Annotated in this window: 17 protein-coding genes; 9 read left to right on the plus strand and 8 right to left on the minus strand. The window is 61.1% G+C overall.

All coding sequences use genetic code 11. The annotated features are described in order from the left end of the window. Nucleotides 1–146: 146 nt before the first annotated feature. Entirely contained in the window at nucleotides 147–1658 is a 1512-nt protein-coding gene (gene gatB, locus NIT7645_RS03680) for an Asp-tRNA(Asn)/Glu-tRNA(Gln) amidotransferase subunit GatB (protein WP_008561131.1), read from the minus strand. A 182-nt stretch (nucleotides 1659–1840) separates the two neighbouring features. Between gatB and NIT7645_RS03685 the strand changes: the two genes are divergently transcribed. Next, entirely contained in the window at nucleotides 1841–4201 is a 2361-nt protein-coding gene (locus tag NIT7645_RS03685) for a Tex family protein (RefSeq protein WP_008559133.1), read from the plus strand. 29 nt (nucleotides 4202–4230) lie between these two features. Here NIT7645_RS03685 and NIT7645_RS03690 read toward each other — a convergent pair whose 3' ends face one another. Both NIT7645_RS03690 and pepN read right to left on the minus strand, forming a co-directional pair. Then, nucleotides 4231–5565 carry a hypothetical protein gene (locus tag NIT7645_RS03690; RefSeq protein WP_242656088.1) on the minus strand — a complete coding sequence of 445 codons (1335 nt, stop codon included), beginning with the start codon at nucleotides 5563–5565 and terminating at the stop codon, nucleotides 4231–4233. A gap of 219 nt (nucleotides 5566–5784) precedes the next feature. Next, nucleotides 5785–8349, minus strand: a complete 2565-nt coding sequence (gene pepN / locus NIT7645_RS03695) for an aminopeptidase N (protein WP_008559382.1) — start codon at nucleotides 8347–8349, stop codon at nucleotides 5785–5787. Between the two features lie 121 nt (nucleotides 8350–8470). On the opposite strand from pepN, the gene NIT7645_RS03700 reads away from it, so the two are divergent. From NIT7645_RS03700 to NIT7645_RS03720, 5 genes are all read left to right on the plus strand, one after another. Next, the gene (locus NIT7645_RS03700) at nucleotides 8471–8671 is read left to right on the plus strand and encodes a hypothetical protein (protein ID WP_008562736.1); all 201 of its coding nucleotides are present in this window, start codon (nucleotides 8471–8473) and stop codon (nucleotides 8669–8671) included. 233 nt (nucleotides 8672–8904) lie between these two features. Continuing rightward, nucleotides 8905–11037, plus strand: coding sequence for a malate synthase G (locus NIT7645_RS03705; RefSeq protein ID WP_037302491.1), 2133 nt, complete (start codon nucleotides 8905–8907; stop codon nucleotides 11035–11037). A gap of 82 nt (nucleotides 11038–11119) precedes the next feature. Then, the gene (locus tag NIT7645_RS03710) at nucleotides 11120–11545 is read left to right on the plus strand and encodes a GlcG/HbpS family heme-binding protein (protein ID WP_050686192.1); all 426 of its coding nucleotides are present in this window, start codon (nucleotides 11120–11122) and stop codon (nucleotides 11543–11545) included. 255 nt (nucleotides 11546–11800) lie between these two features. Next, a complete protein-coding gene (locus tag NIT7645_RS03715; protein ID WP_008559569.1) occupies nucleotides 11801–12589 on the plus strand; it encodes a gamma-glutamyl-gamma-aminobutyrate hydrolase family protein in 789 nt (262 codons plus the stop codon). Nucleotides 12590–12613: 24 nt separating this feature from the next. After that, the gene (locus NIT7645_RS03720; protein ID WP_008561264.1) at nucleotides 12614–13120 is read left to right on the plus strand and encodes a GNAT family N-acetyltransferase; all 507 of its coding nucleotides are present in this window, start codon (nucleotides 12614–12616) and stop codon (nucleotides 13118–13120) included. A 62-nt stretch (nucleotides 13121–13182) separates the two neighbouring features. On the opposite strand, the gene NIT7645_RS03725 is transcribed toward NIT7645_RS03720, so the two are convergent. After that, nucleotides 13183–15423, minus strand: a complete 2241-nt coding sequence (locus NIT7645_RS03725; protein ID WP_008560235.1) for a xanthine dehydrogenase family protein molybdopterin-binding subunit — start codon at nucleotides 15421–15423, stop codon at nucleotides 13183–13185. A gap of 3 nt (nucleotides 15424–15426) precedes the next feature. Further along, entirely contained in the window at nucleotides 15427–15891 is a 465-nt protein-coding gene (locus NIT7645_RS03730) for a (2Fe-2S)-binding protein (protein WP_008561710.1), read from the minus strand. Between the two features lie 108 nt (nucleotides 15892–15999). Between NIT7645_RS03730 and NIT7645_RS03735 the strand changes: the two genes are divergently transcribed. After that, nucleotides 16000–16575, plus strand: coding sequence for a TetR/AcrR family transcriptional regulator (locus tag NIT7645_RS03735; protein ID WP_242656089.1), 576 nt, complete (start codon nucleotides 16000–16002; stop codon nucleotides 16573–16575). A gap of 43 nt (nucleotides 16576–16618) precedes the next feature. On the opposite strand, the gene kynA is transcribed toward NIT7645_RS03735, so the two are convergent. The 3 genes from kynA to NIT7645_RS03750 form a co-directional block, all read right to left on the minus strand. Next, entirely contained in the window at nucleotides 16619–17452 is an 834-nt protein-coding gene (kynA, locus tag NIT7645_RS03740; RefSeq protein ID WP_008559734.1) for a tryptophan 2,3-dioxygenase, read from the minus strand. A 157-nt stretch (nucleotides 17453–17609) separates the two neighbouring features. Then, complete coding sequence (kynU, locus tag NIT7645_RS03745; protein ID WP_008561279.1) at nucleotides 17610–18803, minus strand: kynureninase; 1194 nt, start codon at nucleotides 18801–18803, stop codon at nucleotides 17610–17612. A gap of 163 nt (nucleotides 18804–18966) precedes the next feature. Beyond that, nucleotides 18967–19719: an SDR family NAD(P)-dependent oxidoreductase gene (locus NIT7645_RS03750; protein ID WP_008561623.1), complete on the minus strand. Its 753-nt coding sequence runs from the start codon at nucleotides 19717–19719 to the stop codon at nucleotides 18967–18969. 231 nt (nucleotides 19720–19950) lie between these two features. On the opposite strand from NIT7645_RS03750, the gene NIT7645_RS03755 reads away from it, so the two are divergent. Both NIT7645_RS03755 and NIT7645_RS03760 read left to right on the plus strand, forming a co-directional pair. Beyond that, nucleotides 19951–20916, plus strand: coding sequence for an MBL fold metallo-hydrolase (locus NIT7645_RS03755; protein ID WP_037302490.1), 966 nt, complete (start codon nucleotides 19951–19953; stop codon nucleotides 20914–20916). Between the two features lie 266 nt (nucleotides 20917–21182). Then, complete coding sequence (locus tag NIT7645_RS03760; RefSeq protein ID WP_008563234.1) at nucleotides 21183–21647, plus strand: methyltransferase family protein; 465 nt, start codon at nucleotides 21183–21185, stop codon at nucleotides 21645–21647. Nucleotides 21648–21750: the final 103 nt, after the last annotated feature.

The following is a 21750-nucleotide window of genomic DNA, read 5'->3' on the forward strand; positions in this document are numbered from 1 at the left end:
AGCCGCTTACCCAGGGAAGGTCAAGCCAGCAGGTCCGCGAATGTGGCGGCGGGAAAAACCGGGGAAAGCCCTCCAGCTCATGGATGGCCCAACGAGAAAGGGCGCCACGAGGGGCGCCCTTTTTCCAATCACGATTGTGGCTGAGATCACTCGCCCAGTTTCTTTGCAACCAGCTCGTTCACGGCCTTGGGGTTGGCCTTGCCGCCGGTGGCTTTCATCACCTGACCGACAAACCAGCCGGCGAGCTTTGGGTTCACCTTGGCCTTTTCGACCTGCGCGGGGTTCGCGGCGATGATCTCGTCCAGGGCGGCCTCGATGGCGCCTGTATCTGTCACCTGCTTCATGCCACGCTCTTCGACGATCTGCGCCGGGTCGCCGCCTTCGGTATAGACGATTTCGAACAGATCCTTGGCGATCTTGCCGGAGATGGCGTCCGAAGAAATCAGGTCGATGATGCCGCCCAGCTGGGCCGGAGAGACCGGGGATTCGGTGATGGAGTGGTCTTCTTTCTTCAGGCGACCGAAGAGTTCGTTGATGACCCAGTTGGCAGCCAGCTTGCCGCTGCGACCCTTTGCGGTTTCCTCAAAGAACGCGGCGGATTCCACGTCTGCGGTCAGCACCGAGGCGTCATAGTCGGAAAGGCCGAAGTCGTTGATGAAGCGCGCTTTCTTTTCGTCCGGCAGTTCCGGCAGGTTGGCGGCGATGTCATCCACCCAAGCCTGTTCGATTTCCAGCGGCAGCAGGTCCGGGTCGGGGAAGTAGCGGTAGTCATGCGCCTCTTCCTTGGAGCGCATGGAGCGGGTTTCGCCCTTGTCCGGATCATAGAGACGGGTTTCCTGATCGACGGTACCGCCCGCTTCGACGATGGCGATCTGGCGGCGTGCCTCGACTTCGATGGCCTGCTGGATAAAGCGCATGGAGTTCATGTTCTTGATTTCGCAGCGGGTGCCGAGATGAGAGAAATCGCCGGTTTCCTGGTATTTCTCGTACTGGCCCGGACGGCAGATCGATACGTTCACGTCTGCGCGCAGGTTGCCGTTTTGCATGTTGCCGTCGCAGGTGCCGAGGTACTGCATGATCTGGCGCAATTTGGCGATATAGGCGGCGGCCTCTTCGGGGCCGCGAATGTCGGGGCGCGAGACGATCTCCATCAGGCAGACGCCAGTCCGGTTCAGGTCGACAAAGGACATGTTGGGGTCCATGTCGTGGATCGATTTGCCCGCGTCCTGCTCCATGTGGATGCGTTCGACACGCACCAGGCGCGCGGTGCCGTCCCCCAGTTCCACCAGAACTTCGCCTTCGCCCACGATGGGGTGATATAGCTGCGAGATCTGATAGCCCTGCGGCAGGTCAGGGTAGAAATAGTTCTTGCGGTCAAAGGCGGACCAGAGATTGATCTCTGCCTTGAGGCCCAGACCGGTGCGCACGGCCTGTTCGACGCAGTATTCGTTGATGACGGGCAGCATGCCGGGCATCGCTGCGTCAACAAAGGCCACGTTGGAGTTCGGCTCTGCGCCGAATTTGGTGGAGGCGCCAGAGAACAGCTTGGCGTTTGAGCTGACCTGGGCGTGGACCTCCATCCCGATGACCAGTTCCCAGTCATGCTTTGCGCCCGCGATCACCTTGGGCTTGGGGAGTTCATATGTCAGGTCGAGCATGGTTTTCCGCCGTATCCGAATGTCTATCGTTGGCAAGCGTTCTAGGCCCGTGCGCGAGAAGGGGCAAGGGGGCAATGGGGTGTTGGCTGGGCGCGGGGCTCCGCTGAGAGCGAAACATTTTCTTGGCTGGGTCTTTGGCCGCGGCTAAGAAAGACCTCCAAGAATAAGAAGGAGCAGCCGCCTTGGACACATCCACCCGCATCAGCCAGACCATAGCCACGGAAATTGGCGCTGCTCCGAAACAGGTGAATGCCGCCGTGGCGCTGCTGGACGAAGGCGCCACCGTGCCATTTGTCGCGCGCTACCGGAAAGAGGCGACGGGTGGTCTGGATGATACCCAGCTGCGCACGCTTGCGGAGCGGTTGGAATATCTGCGCGAGCTGGAAAAGCGGCGTGGGGCCATCCTTGACTCGATCAGATCGCAGGACAAGCTGACCGACGATCTGGCTACGTCCATCGCCAAGGCCGAGACCAAGGCGCAGTTGGAAGATATCTATCTGCCCTACAAGCCCAAGCGACGCACCAAGGCGATGATCGCAAAGGAAAACGGGCTGGAGCCGCTGGCAGATGCCATCCTGGCCGACCGCAACGCCGACCCGCAGAAACTGGCCGAAGGCTATGTCACCGAGGCGGTGGCGACGGTGAAAGACGCGCTCAATGGCGCGCGCGATATCCTGACCGAGCAGCTGACGGAAAATGCCGAGTTGCTGGGCCGCTTGCGCGAGTTCATGCAGCGCGAGGCCGTGCTGAGCGCCAAGGTGGTCGAGGGCAAGGAGCAGGAAGGCGCCAAGTTCTCTGACTATTTCGCCCATTCCGAGCGCTGGGCGGATGTGCCTTCGCACCGGGCGCTGGCGATGCTGCGCGGATCGAACGAGGGTGTTCTGACGCTGGACGTTGGACCAGAGCCCGAAGAAGGTGCTGCGCGGGCCGAGGCGATGGTTGCCGCCGTGCTGGGCGCGAGCGGCACAGGGCCCGGCGACATCTGGCTGCGCAAAGTCGCGGGCTGGTGTTGGCGGGTCAAGCTGTCATTGTCGATGATGTTGGAGCTGATGGGCGATCTGCGCGCCCGCGCACAGGATGACGCCATTCAGGTTTTTGCCCGCAACCTCAAGGACCTGTTGTTTGCAGCGCCAGCCGGTGCGCGGCCGACCCTCGGGCTGGACCCGGGCATCCGCACCGGCGTCAAGGCGGCGGTGGTTGATGCGACCGGGAAATTGGTGGCCACCGAAACCCTGTACCCGTTTCAGCCAAAGAACGATCTGCGTGGCGCGCAGGTGTCGATTGTGAAGCTAATTGCCGAACATGGCGTGGAGCTGATCGCCATCGGCAACGGCACCGCCAGCCGCGAAACCGAAAAGATGGTGGCGGAGGTTCTGAAACATCTCCCCGCGAAGGTGAAGGCTCCGACCAAAGTGGTGGTGAGCGAGGCCGGGGCCTCGGTTTATTCCGCCTCTGAACTGGCGGCGCGGGAGTTCCCCGATCTGGACGTGAGCTTGCGCGGGGCAGTGTCGATTGCCCGGCGCCTGCAGGACCCGCTGGCGGAGCTGGTAAAGATCGAACCCAAGAGCATCGGTGTGGGTCAGTACCAGCATGACGTGGACCAGCACAAACTGTCGAAGTCGCTGGAGGCAGTGATCGAGGACGTGGTGAACGCCGTTGGCGTTGATCTCAACATGGCATCTGCGCCGCTGTTAAGCCATGTCTCGGGCCTTGGCCCCGGTCTGGCAGAAGCGATTGTGGCGCACCGCGACATGAACGGGGCGTTTGCCACCCGCAAGGAGCTGCTGAAGGTGGCGCGCCTTGGTCCCAAGGCGTTTGAACAATGCGCAGGCTTTCTGCGTATTCGCGATGGCAAGGAGCCGCTGGACGCGTCCTCTGTCCACCCCGAAAGCTATGATGTGGCGCGCAAGATCGTGGCCGCCTGCGGGCGCGACATCCGTCAGATCATGGGCGACGGCGCAGCGCTCAAATCCCTGCGGGCGGAGGAATTCGTTGGCGGCGATGTCGGTCTGCCCACTGTGCGGGATATCTTTGCGGAACTGGAAAAGCCGGGCCGTGACCCGCGTCCGTCGTTTGTGACGGCATCGTTCAAAGACGGGGTTGAGGAGATCACGGACCTGAAGCCGGGCATGGTGCTGGAGGGCACGGTGACCAACGTGGCGGCCTTTGGCGCGTTTGTGGACATCGGCGTGCATCAGGACGGGCTGGTGCATGTGAGCCAGCTGGCCGATAGGTTTGTGAAAGACCCCCATGAGGTGGTGAAAACCGGTCAGGTGGTCAAGGTCACCGTCACCGAGGTCGACGTGCCGCGCAAGCGGATTGGCCTGACCATGAAGAAAGACGGTGGTGCCTCGGCCAAGGAAGAGCGCAACGCGCGCGGACCGGCCAAAGGCGCAGGGCCACGGCGCGGAGGCGGCAAAGCGGGCGGTGCGCAAGGTGGCAAAGGCCGCATGTCCGCTGGCCCCAAGGGCGGCGGTCAGGGCTCTGGCCAGAATACCGGTGCCTTGGGCGCGGCGCTGATGGATGCGTTCAAGAAGAAATAGCAGGTTGGGGCAGGCTTCAGGGCCTGCCCTTAATCTGATGTGACGCGCAATCCGCTGGCGGAGAACTCCACGCGCTGACCGGCTTCTATCTCGCGGCTGAACAGCTTGGCGATAAAGGCAAGCGCGTCCTTGCGGCCGTGATCTGCAAATCGGCGTGGCGATGCGATGCGCAGGTTGTTGTCAAAGCGTTGTGCGGCGTGGGCCCAGATCAGCGGGTGAATCTCGCGCAGGTGATCGCGGATCAACCAGTTGGCGGCCTTTGCGATATCTTCGCGTTTTGCGGCCTGAATGCGCTCTGCATCCTCCATATAGCGCAGCGCCACCGCGCAATAGGACGCGAGAAGATTGACCATTTCCTGATCCGGGCGTCGGTCCAGAATGTCGCGCAACCCATCCATGAAGAAGGGGATATCGACCCGCGCGCAAGCTTCGGGATCCAGCGCTAGCGCATCGAAATAGACCCAAGTGTAGGCGCCGGCGCCCCATGTGGCCTCTGTCCGGGCGGCGGTACGGCGGGCTTCCAGCTCAAGCGCGGGATAAGAGCCAAACCAGCGGGGCAGCATATGGGTGCCCAGGCTGCGCATGTGGCGGTGGTTGTCGGGATCGAGATCGATCAGGGCAGCAAAGTCATCTGCGATCTGAACCGGGGTGCCTGCCTGCTGACCGGCAAAAAGAGCGCATTTCGCGGCTGCGATGAAAGGGCTGTCCAGGGCAACGCCGTCAAGAGGATGCAAAAGCGCTGCGGCGCGATCAAAATGGGCCGCACAGCGCTGGCCATTGGCGACGGTGATGGACAGGACATCGGAATATCCGCGCCAGATCCAGGCCACATCGATATGAGCCAGCGCCACCAGAGTGCGCAAATAAGGGTCATCGCGGTGGTCGGCGCACATTGCCTCCAGTCCCATGATGCCCTCGATCATCTTGCGGCGATCACCGGCATGGCCGAGGCTGAGCTTGTGTTCGACCGCATTCACCACGTCACTGCGCGCCCCGTGGGCCAGCAGCTCTGCGACGGGCATGCCGTGGGTCGTATTGTGACGGGCCGTATCGGCGGCCCTGATCAGATCTGACAGGTCATCCCAGCGATCCTGACGGGCCAGAAATTGCCCTTTGTCTTGCAGCGGGGCGTGATCGGCGTCGGTGTCTGAGGGGTCGCAAACCGGCACGATGAGCCGGTCATGGTCGCCAGACTGCGGAATGATCTGTGGCGGCCCGCTGCGGCTGTCCTGTGTGTCGAAGGGACGATCGGAAACCATTTCGCCGTCGTGATCGCGCCGCCCGTCATCGCGGGATCCGCCAAGGGGCAGAGAGGCAATCACATGTCGCAACATGGTGCGCGCGGGTCCGGTTTTTTTGAGCATGGTTCTTCCGCAAGATGGCAGCATTTCCTGTGTTCAAAAGGTGCCTTTCCAATGGGGCGCAATCATGGCGGGAGCGCGGCCAAGCTGGCATCTATTAAGAATTTCCGATGGCATCACGCGGGTGTTTTTGCGGGGTTGGAAACAAAAACGGCCCGCCTCGTCAGACTGTCGCTGAAACGAGGCGGGCCGATGAGATTCCCCTTGGGCAGATGAGACGGATCAGGCGCTGAGCATGCGGCTGACCATCTCGTGGGTGTCCCGGCTCAGGCCGCTGGTGGCGAGGATCCGCTCCAGTTCCGTCTGGATCTGTGCCTGACGCTTGCTGTCGTAACGCTTCCAGGTCTGGAAGGCGGCGCACATGCGGGCGGTGGTCTGCGGGTTCACGCTGTCCAGCGCGATCAGGTTTTCGGCCAAGAGCTGATAGCCCGCGCCGCTCGCGTGGTGGAACCCTGCGTGATTGCCCGCCAGCGCCCCCATGACAGCGCGGAAGCGGTTGGGGTTCTTCATGCTGAACAGCGGGTGTTGTGTCAGCTCCTTGGCAGTGGCGGCTGTGGCCTCTGGCGCTGCGCAAGCGATCTGCAGGGCAAACCATTTGTCCATCACCAGCCGGTCGTCCTGCCACTGCTCAAAGAACGCCTTGCTTTGGGCCTCGCCCTTTTCGGCCTTCATCAATGCGGCCAGCGCGGCATATTGCTGGGTCATGTTGTCGGCAGAGGCGTATTGGCGCGCAGCCTGTTCGCCTCCGTCCAGCCGGGTCAGCAGCGACAGGATGCGGGAGTTGAGGGCGCGCTTGCCCGCACCGTCGGCATCCGGAACATAGGGGCCTTCAACGGTGGTGGCGGCATAAAGGCGGGGCAGGCTGGTTTCCAGCTGCTGCGCCAGCGTCTGGGTAAAGGTCTCTGCCGCATCATAGATCTTTTGCGGATCGGGCGTGTGGCCGCGCTCATGCAGGGTTTGGGCAATGTCCGACTGGCTGGGGGGCGATAGCACCAGCGCACGGAAGGCCGGGTCCTGTTCGTCATCGCGTACCAGTTTTTCCAGCGCATCCAGATAGGCCGCATCGGGGGCGGCACCATCCAGCACCATGGCAACGCGCACCTCCTTGGCCAGCGCATTGCCGGCCTCCCAGCGGTTGAACGGGTCGGTGTCGTGCGCCAGCAAGAAAGCGCGCTCAGAATTGGTGGTTTCGCGCTCTAGTATCACCGGGGCGGAGAATTCGCGCAGGATGGAAGGCACCGGTTTGGAGGCGAGGCCCTCAAAGGTGAAGCTCTGCTTGGCCTCGGTCAGCTCCAGCACCTCAGTTGCGCGCACCTCGTCGCCGTTGGGCGACAACAGGCCCACTGCCATCGGAATGACCCGCGGCGCCTTCTCCGGCTGGCCGGGGGTCGGGGGCGTCGATTGCTCGAATGTCAGGGTGTAGGTGCCATCGGCGTATTCCTCGGACACCTTCACCCGTGGGGTGCCCGCCTGACTGTACCACAGTTTGAACTGGCTGAGGTCGCGTCCGGTGGCGTCCTCGAACACCTTCAGCCAGTCCTCGATGGTGCAGGCCTGGCCGTCGTGGCGCTCAAAATACAGGTTCAGCGCCTTGTAGTAGTTGTCATCGCCCACCAGCCGCTTGAGCATGCCGATGACCTCGGCGCCTTTTTCATAGACGGTCGCGGTGTAGAAGTTGTTGATCTCCTGAAACTCTTCAGGGCGCGGAGGATGGGCGAGGGGGCCGCCATCCTCTGGGAACTGGCGGGCGCGCAGGGCGATGACGTCTTCGATCCGCTTCACCGGCTCCGATCGCATGTCGGCGGTGAACTGGGCGTCGCGGAACACCGTCAGCCCTTCCTTGAGGCACAGCTGGAACCAGTCGCGGCAGGTGATGCGGTTGCCGGTCCAGTTGTGGAAATACTCATGCGCGATGATCGCCTCGATGCGTTCGAAATTGGCATCTGTGGACGTCTCAGGCGAGGCCAGAACGCAGGAGGAGTTGAAAATATTCAGCCCCTTGTTCTCCATCGCGCCCATGTTGAAGTCATCGACGGCAACGATGTTGAACAGATCAAGGTCGTATTCCAGACCATAGACGTCCTCGTCCCACTTCATGGACTTCTTCAGCGCCTCCATGCCGAAGGCGCATTTGCCCTCATCCCCCGGACGGACCCAGATGTTCAGCTCCACGTCCTTGCCGGACTTGGTGGCAAAGCTGCCGGGGTGGTTCACCAGATCGCCAGCCACCAGCGCAAACAGATAGGCCGGTTTAGGCCAGGGATCGTGCCATTCGGCCCAGCCTTCGCCCGCACCTGTCGGATTGCCGTTGGACAGCATCACCGGTTCGTCGCCTTCGATCCGGACGGTGAAAGTGGACATCACGTCGGGGCGGTCGGGGTAATAGGTAATCTTGCGGAAGCCTTCGGCCTCGCATTGGGTGCAATACATGCCGTTTGACATATAGAGCCCTTCCAGCGCGGTATTGGCGGCGGGATCAATCTCAACTTCGGCTTCCCACAGGAAAGACGTGCGGGGGACGTCGCATTCCAGCCCGCCATCTACAAGGCGCGCAGTGACAGGGGTGCCGTCGATCTTGGCAGAGATCAGCGACAGCTGTTCGCCGTGCAGAAAGAACCGGTTGTCTTCGGCGTCGGCTTTGGGGGTAAAGCGGATCGCGCTATGCACTTTGGTTGCGTTTGGCGACAGCTGAAAGGTCAGTTTGACCGACTCCACCTCATAGCCGAAGGGCTTGTAATCTTTCAGGTAAAACGTCTGCGGTGCGGCATTGGGCGCGGCATCATTCATGTTTTTTTCCTATTGCGTGGAACCCGGACGGGTCGGTCAGCGTATGTTTTGCAAGCATATGTACCAGCGGCTGCGGCCCCGCGCCAGCAACCGCGCAAACTTGTAGACAAAGGAGCGACCCATGTCGGCACCTGACACCAATGTTGAACGCGAAGAAAAACGCCACAAGCCCGCCCTGTTGGGAATCCGCGGCGTGGTTGTCGCGGTCCTGGTGATGTTTGCGATTTTCCTCCTGTGGGTTTTCAACAAAGGCGGCGAGCAGGACGCCGTGGCGCCCCTGGATGTCCCCGCGCAAGCGGAAGTGAGCACCATTGGCAGCTGACCTGTTCAGCACCATCAGAATTCCTCCCCGACTGGCCCGGCATTCATTTGCCGGGTTTTTTTCTGTTCGTGGGATGGTTTAAGCCGGAATGAGCGCCATATCCGGAATATCTGTTTTGAATTTTTGAAGCTGTTTCGTGCAAATTGGTAAACTAATATTACCAGTGGCGTTGCCGATAGGAAACTTTTGGTGTATCCCAAAGGCGAAAACGCGCAAATGAGGAGGATCGCCCGATGAGTGGCATGCAGGAACGTCATGGCATGAAGGTTGCCGATACGCTGGTGTCCTTTGTTGAGGACAAGGCACTGCCAGGAACCGGTGTCGATGCCGATGCGTTCTGGGCGGGGCTGTCCGGTCTGGTAAACGGCATGGGCGATGAAAATCGCGCGCTGCTGGAAAAACGCGCTGATCTGCAGGGGCGGATCGATGCCTGGCATGTCGCCAACAAGGGCAAGGCCCATGACGAGGCGGCGTATGAAGCGTTCCTGCGCGAGATTGGCTATCTGTTGTCCGAAGGGGATGACTTTGAGATCGAGACACAGAATGTCGATCCGGAAATTGCCAATGTGCCCGGCCCGCAGCTGGTGGTTCCGATCACCAATGCACGCTTTGCCCTGAATGCGGCCAATGCACGTTGGGGCAGCCTGTATGATGCGCTTTATGGCACCGATGCGATGGGTGACCTGCCAGAAGGCAAAGGGTACGACGCGGCGCGCGGTGCTAGGGTGATTGCTTGGGGGCGTGGCTTCCTTGATCAGACCTTCCCGCTTGCAGAGGGGTCCTGGAACGATTGCACGGCTCTTAGGGTTGAAGGTGACGCGCTGGTTCCGGCGTTGAAGGATGCAGCGCAGTTTGCAGGCTACGACGGCGAGGCGAATGCGCCGACCAAGATCTTGCTGAAAAACAACGGTCTGCATGCTGTTGTTGTGATCGACAAGGCGGGCAACATCGGCAAGGGCGATCAGGCCGGGATCAACGATATCATTCTGGAATCCGCGCTTTCTACCATCATGGACTGCGAAGATTCCGTTGCTTGCGTCGACAGCGAAGACAAGGTGACCGCCTATTCCAACTGGCTTGGCCTGATGAAGCGCGATCTGGCCGAAGAGGTCACCAAAGGTGGCGAAACCTTTACCCGCGTTCTGAACGAGGATCTGGCATTCAAGGCGCCAGACGGCTCTGGTCTGGTGCTCAAGGGGCGTTCGTTGCTGTTGGTGCGCAATGTCGGCCATTTGATGACCAACCCGGCTGTTCTGGACAGTGAAGGCCGTGAAGCTGGCGAGGGCTTCATGGATGCGATGATCACGGTTCTTTGCGCCATGCATGATCTCAAATCCGAAGGCGGCAACTCTGTGCACGGATCGGTCTATGTGGTTAAGCCCAAGATGCACGGCCCTGAAGAAGTGGCCTTTACCGACCGCATCTTTGACCATGTCGAGGACGCGCTGGGCCTGCCGCGGCACACGGTGAAGATCGGTATCATGGATGAAGAACGTCGCACCTCCGTGAACCTCAAGGAGTGTATCCGGGCTGCAAAGCACCGCGTGGCCTTTATCAATACGGGTTTCCTGGATCGCACCGGCGACGAAATCCATACCTCGATGGAAGCAGGGCCGATGATGCGCAAGGGCGAGATGAAAGCGACGCCCTGGATCGCCTCTTATGAGGATCGCAATGTGGACATCGGTCTGGCCTGTGGTCTCAAGGGGCGGGCGCAGATCGGCAAGGGCATGTGGGCGATGCCGGACCGCATGGGAGAGATGCTGGAGGCCAAGATCGGTCATCCGAAATCGGGCGCGACCTGTGCCTGGGTGCCGTCGCCGACCGCTGCGACGCTGCATGCCACGCACTATCACCGCATCAACGTGCATGACGTGCAGGATCAACTGAAGGCAGGCGGCGCGCGCGGTACCTTGGCGGACCTGCTGACCATTCCGGTGATGCAGGGGGAAAACCTCTCTGACGCAGATATCGCGCAGGAAATCGAAAACAACGCACAAGGCATCTTGGGCTATGTTGTGCGCTGGGTCGATCAGGGCGTGGGCTGTTCCAAAGTGCCGGATATCCACAATGTCGGCCTGATGGAAGATCGGGCGACCTGCCGGATTTCCAGCCAGGCGCTTGCCAACTGGCTGCACCACGGGGTGGTGAGCGAGGAGCAGGTCATGGCGGCAATGCAGAAGATGGCCGCCGTAGTGGACAAGCAGAACGAAGGCGACCCGGCCTATCGCCCGATGGCGCCCGGTTTTGACGGGGTTGCGTTCCAGGCGGCGTGCGATCTGGTGTTCCGTGGTCGCGTTCAGCCGTCGGGGTATACCGAGCCCGTGCTGCACGCCCGCCGACTGGAGCTGAAGGCGCAGAGCTGAGCATTGATTTGAGACCAAGAGGGCCGGGCAGAGTTGCCTGGCCCTTTTTGCACATACGAAAGACCAATCAGGGAAGATCGACATGACTATTTCTTTGGAGCATGCACGCACCATCATCGAAGCCACCCGCGCCAAGGGGCGTGAACTGGGGCTGAAGCCCCTGTCCGTCGTGGTCTTGGACGCTGGTGGCCATGTGCTGGCTTTTGAACGCGAAGACGGCGCTGCACCGGGGCGGTTTGCGATCGCTCAGGGCAAGGCCTATGGCTCTGTCATGCTGGGGATGGCGGGCTCGGCGCAGATGGCGCGGGCCGAGCAGCAGGCCTATTTCATGGCGGCGGTGAACGGCGTCTATGGCGGTCAGGGGGTGCCTGTTCCGGGCGGCGTTCTGGTGCGCGGCGAAGACGGCGGTGTGATTGGTGCAGTTGGCGTGACCGGCGATACCTCGGACAATGACGCAGAGGCCGCGATGGCGGGGATTGCCGCTGCGGGGTTGAAGGGCGAGGCCTGATCTTTTCCGCGTCACCAAGCCGGGCGATCAAGCAGGGCAGGGGGAGATCATTGATCCCCTCTGCCCTTATCTTTTGTGCCCCGGCCTGGTGGCTGGGGTGAAACCATCGGCAGCATCAGGGTTGTGAATTGCAACCCGGCGCGGGGACTGTAGGATGGCAGCAACCAGACATGTTGTCTGCGGCTCCCGCATGGGGGCGATTTTGTACAAGGTAGCGGGCGGCCCGGTCGCCAGCACCCAAAAGCAGAGGTCAAAATGGTGCGACCCAAAGTCGGCATTATCGGCAATTCTTATCTGATCAACGATGACTATCCCGCCCATGCGGGAGGAACCATGAACTCAGAGGCGGTGGCGGATGTGTCCGGCTGCATGCCCCTGCTGATCCCTTCGGATCCACGGTTCCTGTCGGTGGAGGAGCTGCTTGAGACCTTTGATGGCTTCCTGCTCACAGGTGGTCGGCCCAACGTGCACCCCAACGAATACGGCGAATCCGCGACAGAGGCGCATGGCGCCTTTGACCGGGCGCGCGATGCCATCACCTTGCCATTGGTGCGGGCCTGCGTTGAGCGGGGGCAGCCGTTTCTGGGGATCTGCCGGGGCTTTCAGGAGGTCAACGTGGCGATGGGCGGGACGCTTTATCCGGAGATTCGGGATCTGCCCGGCCGGATGAACCACCGGATGCCACCGGACGGAACGCTGGAAGAGAAATTCGCCATGCGCCACACCGTCAGCCTGACAGAGGGAGGGGTCTTTCACCAGCTGTTTGGCGCGCCCGAGGTGATGACGAATTCGCTGCATGGGCAGGGGATCAAAACACCGGGTGCGCGCATCGTGATCGACGGCACGGCCCCTGACAGCACGCCCGAAGCGATTTATGTCAAGGACGCGCCGGGCTTTACCCTGGCGGTTCAATGGCACCCGGAGTGGGACGCTGCAAACGACCCGGTGTCCCGGCCATTGTTCACCGCCTTCGGAGATGCGGTCCGCGACTGGGCCTCTGGCAGGCGTTCGCTACCGGCTGGCGGGGATCGTCAGATCGCCTGAACCTTTGGCCTGTGAGGGTGTGTTATGTCTGATGCCGCGAAGGGGCGCTTGCGGGCGGCGGATCCATCTGATGCTGCGGCGCTGGCGCGGGTGTTTTTCCGGGCAATCCACATCGGCGCAGCCTCTGCCTATGACGACGCGCAACGCAACGCCTGGTGCCCGGCCATGCCGCCGACCGAGAGATTTGAAGACCGATTGCGCGATGGCCGCCGGACGTGGGTCTGGGTGGTGCCGATCAACGGCGAAGAGCAGCCCGTGGCCTTTATTGACCTGCAGTCCAAGGGGGATGGGCTGGGCCATATTGATATGCTGTTTTGTGATCCGGATGTCGCGGGGCAGGGGATTGCAGGCAGGCTGTTTACCTATCTGGAGCAATTCGCGCGCGAGCTGCGGCTGACGTGTCTGCGGGTGGAGGCCAGTGAACTGGCCGCGCCGCTGTTCAAATCACGCGGCTTTGCTGTGCTGGAGCGCCAGGATATCCGCCGCAACGATGTGACTTTGCACAACTACCGGATGGAAAAACACCTGTGATGGCGGGATGAAACAGGCGTCCTGGTTTGAACGCCTGTTTGCTGTTGAGACGGCCGGTGCCCTCAGATGAACAGATCGAAATCGTGCATCAGCGGCAGCTGTCGTGCCCGTCGGCCCGTCAGGTCAAAGATCGCATTGGCCAGCGCCGGGGCGGCTGGCGGGGTGCCGGGTTCGCCCGCACCGCCCATATGCGGCTGGTTCTCCAGCAGGGCGACCTCTACCTTTGGCATGGTGTGCATGCGCAGGGCGTCATAGTCGGGGAAATTCTGCTGCTCGACTGCGCCACCTTGAAAGGTGATTTCGCCAAAACAGGCGGCGGACAGGCCATAGACCATACCGCCAAACATCTGGGCGCGGGTGTTTTGGGGGTCGATGACACGTCCCAGATCGGCGGCGATCCATGCGTTGGTCATACGGATCTGTCCGTCCTGGTTGGCCACTTCGATGACCTGCGCAACCGGTGTGCCAAAACTGTAGGCAAGGGCGACACCGCGACCGATGCCGTCTGCTGTCTTGCCGGTCCAGCCAGACATGTCGCGGACGGTTTCCAGCACTTTGGCTGCAGGCTCCCATTCGGGGTGGGCCAGCTCCAGCCGGAACTCCAACGGATCGCGACCCGCGGCATGGGCCATCTCGTCGATGATGCAATCGGAGAAGAACCCGTTGAACGACGCCCCGACCGAGCGCCAGAAACCAACCGGGATCATCGGTTTGGCCAGATAGCCCTCTACCCGAAAATTCGGGATGGCCAGCGGCTGGTTAAAGGCCGCGTCCACATGGCCCTTGTCCGGGCCGGTCATCGGCAGGCCCAGCATCCGGCCTGCGCCCTCAACTGTGGTGGATTGGGCGGCGATCTTGCCGTGGACCATGACAGCATTGCCGTCCTTTACCGCAGCCCGGTAACGCGCGATGGCGCCGGGGCGGTAGAAGTCATGGGACATGTCCTCTTCGCGGCTCCACGTTAGCTGCACCGGGGTGCCCGGCATTTGCAGGGCAATCTGAACCGCGCGGTCTGTATAGTCGGTTTCAATCCGCCGCCCAAATCCACCGCCCAGATAGGTGGTGTTCACCTCCACCGCGTCTTTTTCCAGACCGGCGAGCTCTGCTGCGTTTTTCTGCACCACGGTCGGGCCCTGGTTCGGCGCCCAGATCTGCAGGCCGTCCCCGGTGTAAAGCGCGGTTGCGTTCATCGGCTCCATCGTGGCGTGGGCGAGGTACGGCAGGCGGTATTCAGCCTCGATCACGGTTGCGCCGTCAGGCAGCGTGTCCACATCGCCGTCATCGCGCATGGTGGAGTTGGGCGCATTGCCAAAACTGCGGGCGATTTCATCAAAGATCGCGTCGGTCGTTTCGGGGTAGGGGGCGGGATCCCAGGTGACGTCAATTGCATCCACGGCCTGCTGGGCAAGCCATGTATTGGTGGCCACAACCGCAACGGCATCGCCAAGATCGAGGATCTTTTCGACACCGGCCATCCCCTCGGCCGCGCTGGCGTCAAAGGCGGTTTTGCCGACACCGAAATGGGGGCTTTGCTTGATGGCTGCGAATTTCATGCCGGGCAGGCGAACGTCGACGCCGAACTCTGCAGTGCCTGTGGATTTGGCCACCATATCGATGCGTGGCACGTCCTTGCCGATCAGACGCCAGCTGGAGGCGGGGCGCAGGCCTGTTTCCACCGGTTCGATCATCGCGGCGGCAGCGGCAAGGGTGCTGTAGGACAGGCGCGTGCCATCCGGGGCGACGACATGGCCGTCCTCGGTTTTCAGTTGGTCGCGGCTGACACCAAGCTGATCTGCCGCCGCCTGCTTGAGCGTTTCGCGGGCACTGGCGCCTGCCTGGCGCATCCGATCAAACCCGTCACGCATGGAAGACGAGCCGCCGGTGACCTGCAGGTCGAGAAACTTGGACATATGGCCAACGATTTCCCCCAGAGAGTGCTGGAAATCTGAGGCATCATAGCCGCGACCGGGCAGGGCTTCGGACATCATGGCGCTGTTGTAATAGGCCTTGGCTGCGGGGCCGTGCAGGACCGAGACCTTGGCTGGATCGACGTCCAGTTCCTCGGCGATCAGGCTTGCCCAGGAGGATTTCACCCCCTGTCCCATCTCGGCCCGTGGCGCAATCAGGGTGACACCGGATTGATCGACAAAGACAAAGGGGTTCAGCACCGCGCGCCCATCTTTTTCCTCAAGCGGATTGGGGGCGGGTTGATGGTATTTGTAGGTGCCAAAGGCGACGCCGCCAACAATGGCAGCAGAGCCGATGAGAAAGCTGCGGCGGGCGATCTTGCGAATGCTGGCCATGACTCAGGCCTCCTTCATCATCTTGGCGGCGTCGTGGATGGCGGCGCGGATACGGGGATAGGTCCCGCAGCGGCACAGGTTGCCCTGCATCGCCTCGTCGATTTCCGCGTCACTGGGAGAGGGGTTTTCTGCCAGGAGGCTCGCGGCCTGCATGATCTGACCGGACTGGCAGTACCCACATTGCGCCACCTGATTGGCCACCCAGGCCTGTTGTACGGCGGCCATTGTGTCGGGGGTGCCGATCCCTTCGATGGTGGTGACGTCGCCCCACACATCGGACAATGCCACCTGACAAGAGCGAACCGCCTCGCCATCGATATGCACTGTACAGGCACCGCAGGCCGCAACGCCGCAGCCGAATTTTGTCCCGGTCAGGCCGACTTCATCGCGCAGAACCCACAGGAGCGGTACGTCGTCTGGCAGATCAACCTGATGTGTGATCCCGTTGATGCGGAGGGTCGTGGACATGCTGTGTCCTTTCTGTGCTGGCTGCAGGGCTTTCTGACAAAATGGGGTTAAACTGTCAGGGTGTCAATTGACAAATTTCGCCCCAACTGTCAGAAGCAGGTCATGGACATGCCGCAGATAGATCCCAAACAGCGCAACATTCTGGAATCCGCCTGGGCGGCCTTTTCGACCTATGGGTTTCGCAAGACGTCAATGGACGACATTGCCAAACGGGCAGGGATGTCGCGGCCTGCGGTCTATCTGCATTTCAAGAACAAGACCGCGATCCTCAAGGCGCTGATTGATGCCTATTACGCGGATACCTCGGAGGCGGTCCGTTCCGCACTGATTGCCGAAGGCCCGATAGAGAGCAGGATCCTGTCAGCCTTCGAGGCCCAGGGCGGGGCGGCGATGGAGGCAATGCTGAGCACGCCGCATGGAATGGAGACACTGGAGGCGAGCCTGAGCACCGCAGCCGACCACATCGAAGCAGGCGAAGCGCTGTTGCGTGCGGTCTATGCCGAATGGCTGGAAGAGATGGATCGTGCAGCTGCCGTGCGGCTGCCGGGTCCGCCAGCAGAGGTCGCGCGCGCCTTTTGCAGCGCGATGAAGGGGGTAAAGCATACCTCGCCCGATTATGCTGCCTACCGTGCGGGCGTGCGGCAGCTCGCGCTGTTGGTCGCCGCTGCACTGGTCCCGCGATAGGGCTGGCAGGCCATGATTTGGCCTGCCGCTTATTGGCTCTGCGTCAGAGCGAGGTGCGCAGGTGCCAGAGTTCGGGGAACAGTTCCACCTCCAGCATCCGTTTCAGATAGCTGACCCCACCGGTGCCGCCGGTGCCGCGTTTGAATCCGATCACCCGTTCTACCGTGGTCACGTGGTTGAAGCGCCAGCGGCGGAAGTAGTCCTCGAAATCCACCAGCTTTTCGGCCAGTTCGTAAAGATCCCAATGCGCCTCGGTGTTGCGGTAGACCTCGCTCCAGGCGGCTTCGACCGCGGGGTGGGGCGTGTAGGCCTCTGACAGATCACGGTTCAGCACCTCGGCGGGCAGATCAAACCGCTTGGCCAAGCTGCGCAAGGCCACATCATAAAGCGATGGCTGGCTCAGCTCTTCCTCCAGCAAGGCGAGAATGTCGGGGCGGTGCGCATGGGGGCGCAGCATGGCCTTGTTGCGATTGCCCAGCATGAACTCGATCTGGCGGTACTGATGCGACTGAAAGCCAGAGCTTTGGCCCAGCTCATCCCGAAAGGCGGTGTAGTCCGAGGGCGTCATGGTGCGCAGCACGTCCCAGGCGGAGTTCAGTTGCTCAAAGATGCGGGCAACACGGGCGAGCATCTTGAAGGCCTCGTGTGGTTTGTCCTCCAGCAAGCGGCTGCGCGCGGCGGTCAACTCGTGGATGGCGAGGCGCATCCACAATTCAGAGGTCTGATGCTGGATGATGAACAGCATCTCGTCATGGGTGTTGGTCCAGGTTTTCTGCGCGTTCAGCAGCGTGTCGAGCGACAGGTAGTCGCCATAGGACATGCGCCCGTCAAACGACATCTGCGCGCCTTCCTTGGCGGGATCATAAGGGGTGGACATGGAAAGGCTCCTTGGTGTTCCGGTAGTATATCAGATTGCGGAAACAAGGGCCTTTCTGGTGTTGAGCGTGCCGCATTGGGCCAGCCGTCGCCACAGGGCGACCCAGCCCGCAGGACGGCAGAGCGGCACGCGATATGTGTGATGGCGGATCATCAGATCAGGTGACGGCGTTGCGCGTTTTATACTCTGGCCGGTCCCAGAGTGCGTTGGTCATCACATCTTCGATGATATCAACAGCGGCCCGCACGTCGCCCTCGTCAATATAAAGCGGGGTAAAGCCAAAGCGCATGATGTCAGGCGCGCGGAAGTCGCCAACCACGCCACGGGCAATGAGCGCCTGCATGGCGGCGTAGCCTTCGTGGAAACGGAAAGAGACCTGGCTGCCACGGCCCGCCCCGTCACGGGGGGAGGCAAGGGTGAGATCGGGGCAGCGGGCTTCGACCTCAGTGATGAACAGATCGCAAAGTTCGATGGATTTGGCGCGCACATCGGCCATGTCGGCCATGTCCCAGATGTCCATCGACGCCTCAAGCGCGGCGAGTTGCAACACAGGGGGCGTGCCAACCCGCATACGTTCGATGCCGTTGCCGGGCTTGTAGTTCAGGTCGAAATCAAAGGGTGCGGCGTGGCCCAGCCAACCGGACAGGGCCGGGCGGGCGGCATCTGCGTGGCGTGGGGCGACGTAGATGAAGGCGGGGCCACCGGGGCCGCTGTTGAGGTATTTATAGGTGCAGCCGACCGCGAAATCCGCCTTGCAGCCCGCCAGATCCACGGGCAGCGCGCCTGCGGAGTGTGCCAGATCCCAAACCGTCACAACACCGGCAGCATGGGCCTGTTCTGTCAGCGCCTTCATGTCGTGTTTGCGTCCGGTTCGGTAGTCGACTTCGGTCAGCATCAAAACGGCGACGTCATCGGTGATATGAGCGCTGACCTCCTCCGGTGCCACAACGCGCAGCGCATAGTCGGGGCCCAGCGATTTCACCAGCCCCTCAACCATATAGAGGTCGGAAGGGAAGTTGCCGCTGTCGGACAGAACCACCTTGCGGGTGGGGTTCAGTTCCAGCGCGGACGCAACAGCCTGATAGACTTTGATCGACAGCGTGTCGCCCATCACAACGTGACCCGCTTCAGCCCCGATCAGCCGGGCGATCCGGTCGCCGATTGCCGTGGGTTTCTGCATCCAGCCGGCCTTGTTCCAGCCGGTGATCAGCATTTCGCCCCATTCATCCTCGATTGTGTGGCGCACACGTTCCCCAGTGGCGCGCGGCATCGGCCCCAGCGAATTGCCGTCGAGGTAGATCATGCCTTCCGGCAGCGCGAACATGGCCTTGGTTGCGGCGAAATCAGTCATCGGATCCCCATCAGTTGATGAGCGGACGGGTGCCTTGCTCATTTGTTTTATGCTTAAAGCTTTTATCGTCGTATCCGATATTCAAAACCCTGTCCAGCGCTTTGGGGCAGCGTTTGGGCCGGGCTTTGAACTAAGGTTTGAACTGGGCTTGGCTGGTTCCTAATCAGGTCTGACCACCTGCAATTTCGATGGTCTGCCCGTTGATCGACTGCGAGCCGGGGCCGCAAAGCCATAGCAGCGCTGCGGCCACTTCATCCGGCAGGATCAGGCGTTTGTGGCGGTTGGCAGAGACCATGATCTTGAGCGCATCTTCTTCACTGACGCCAGCACGCTGGGAGATAGAGGTCACGTTCCGGTCGATGATCGGGGTATCGACGTAGCCGGGGCAGAGCGCGTTGAACGTGTAGGGCGTGCCAAGATAATCCTCGCTCAGCGATCGTGTCAGGCCGATGAGCCCATGTTTGCTGGCCGAATAGCAAGGAGCCCCCTGCAACCCGCGCAGCCCCGCAATGGAGGAGACGGTGACAACGCGGCCCCAATCGGTCTGGCGCATGGACTTCATGGATTCGCGGATGGTCAGAAAGGCGCCGTCCAGATTGGTCGCCATCATGTTACGCCAGAACTCCATCGACATCTTGTGCAACGCCTTGCCCTCGGCAATGCCTGCATTGGGCACACAGATCTGGATCGGCCCCCGGGCGGCAGTGGCGGCGTCGATCTTGGCGATGACATCTGCCTCGTCCCGGACATCCATCGCGAGCGGATGTAGGCCATCTGTCGCAACCTCTTCCAGCACCTCCTGTCGGCGGCCGGTAATCGTGACCTCAGCCCCCTGATCGGCGAGCGCCTTTGCCATGGCGAGGCCGATGCCTGTGCCGCCGCCGGTGATCAACGCGTGTTTTCCCTGAAGTGTCATGGCTTTGCCTCGCTTATTGTGGAACGCGCACGGTCCATGTGACCGCGGCCTCTGGTTGTAGCCCAGCCTATCGGAGAGCTGTATCGAGGCAAGTTCGCCGTTCCGTCACTTTGCCCGTTGCCGCATTCGGGCGCGGCGAGGTCAGGGGACGGTTCCGTTGTTTACACTTATATTCCCATGTGTGAATGTGAAATCAAACCCAGCGGTTTACGACATTTCAGGGAGAGAAAGATGAAAGTGATTGCCCAGAGACTGACCCTTGGTCTGGCTGCGCTGTTGATGGCGCCGACTGCCGGACTGGCGAGCGAAGACATCGCGGATCAATACCCCCAGTCCGAACTTTATTCCAAACCGGTCGAGGTGATCCCTCATGTGTTCTCGGCTATCGGGGCCACTGCGCCCCCGACCTATGAAAATGCAGGTCACAACAACAACCTCAGCTTTATTGTGACCTCTGAGGGGGTCGTTGTCATAAATGCCGGGGCGTCCGATGCGCTGGCGGCGGCGGTTCATCAGGAGATCAGGAATGTGACAGATCAGCCTGTTGTGCTGGTGATCAATGAAAACGGCCAGGGTCACGCGATGCTGGGCAATGGCTATTGGCGGGATCAGGGCGTGGATGTGCTGGCTCATGTGGATGCCACAGCTGAAGTCCGCGAAAACGGTGATTTCATCCTGCAGCGGATGCAGGCCTACAACAAGGACCGTGCAGGGCAGACACGGATCGAGCCTGCCAACCTGTCGTTTGAGGATCGCTATGATCTGGCGCTTGGTGGGGTCGAAATCCAGGTTCTGCATCTGGGGCCGGCCCATGATCCGGGTGACACCCAGGTCTGGTTGCCGCAATGGGGCATGATGATTGCTGGCGACATCGCCTTTCACGAACGCATGCTGCCGATCTTTGAACACACCTGCACCAGCTGCTGGATCGACACCTGGCAAGAGCGTTTTGAAGCCTATGCCCCGACCTATGTCATTCCGGGGCACGGACATCCGACCAATATGGATCAGGTCCGCCGCTATACTCTGGATTACCTGCTGGATCTGAGGGGCAAGATTGGCACCCACATCGAAGAGGGGGGTGACCTCGCTTCGGCCTATTATGTCGATCAAAGCCGCTGGGAGGGGCTTGATACCTTCGAGGAGCTCGCGACCAAAAATGCCGGGCGCGTTTTCGAGGAGATGGAGTGGGAGTGAGCCCGATCAGGCGCGGCCGCCCCTGTGATGGCAGGGGCGGGGGATTTTTCACAGTGAACGGAATGCGAAAGTATACGTAGCCATTCGCGACATTCTGTGCAGGATCATGCCGCAAACCGGAACGGATTCGCCGTTTTGATGCAATTTTGGGCAATCTGTCCTTATCATTCGAAAGCACCGGCAGAAGGGTGGACCTTCTGTCCGGTTGAGGGAAAACTGCCGCCAATGTGCGTGATTTTTGACAAGATGCTGGCAGGACGCCTCCCGTGAAATCCTGGATCGATACACCGCCGGTCTGGTTGTTCGGCTTTGCCGGGCTTGCATGGGTGCAGGCAAATCTGTGGCATTTTGGTCTCAGCCTGCGTGGGGCTGGCGGCGGCGGGGTTATCAGTCTTCTGAGCGGCCTGTTGATTGGCGGGGGTGTCATCCTGATCCTACTGGCCGTGGTTGAGATGCGCCGCCAGAAAACGACGGTGCACCCACACGGCGAGCCAAGCCATCTGGTTCAGTCCGGGATCTTCAAACGCAGCCGAAACCCGATTTATCTGGGCGATTGCCTTTTGTTGCTGGGGTTAGTCCTGCGCTTTGACGCGGTGCTGTCCTTGGCGTTGCTGCCGCTGTTTGTCTGGGTGCTGGAGCGGCGTTTCATCATTCCGGAAGAAAAAAAGTTGCGGCGTCAGTTTCGGGCAGACTGGGCGCGCTACGAACAGAAAACACGGCGTTGGCTGTGATGAAATTGCGGCAGCGCAGCGAAATAGCGCGGCGACGCAGCGAAACGGTTGCGCAAAAATGTTGCGCAATGTAGTCAAAATATTTGCGATCCGTACTCGCGCG

It is taken from the genome of Phaeobacter italicus (assembly GCF_001258055.1).
GTDB lineage: Bacteria > Pseudomonadota > Alphaproteobacteria > Rhodobacterales > Rhodobacteraceae > Phaeobacter > Phaeobacter italicus.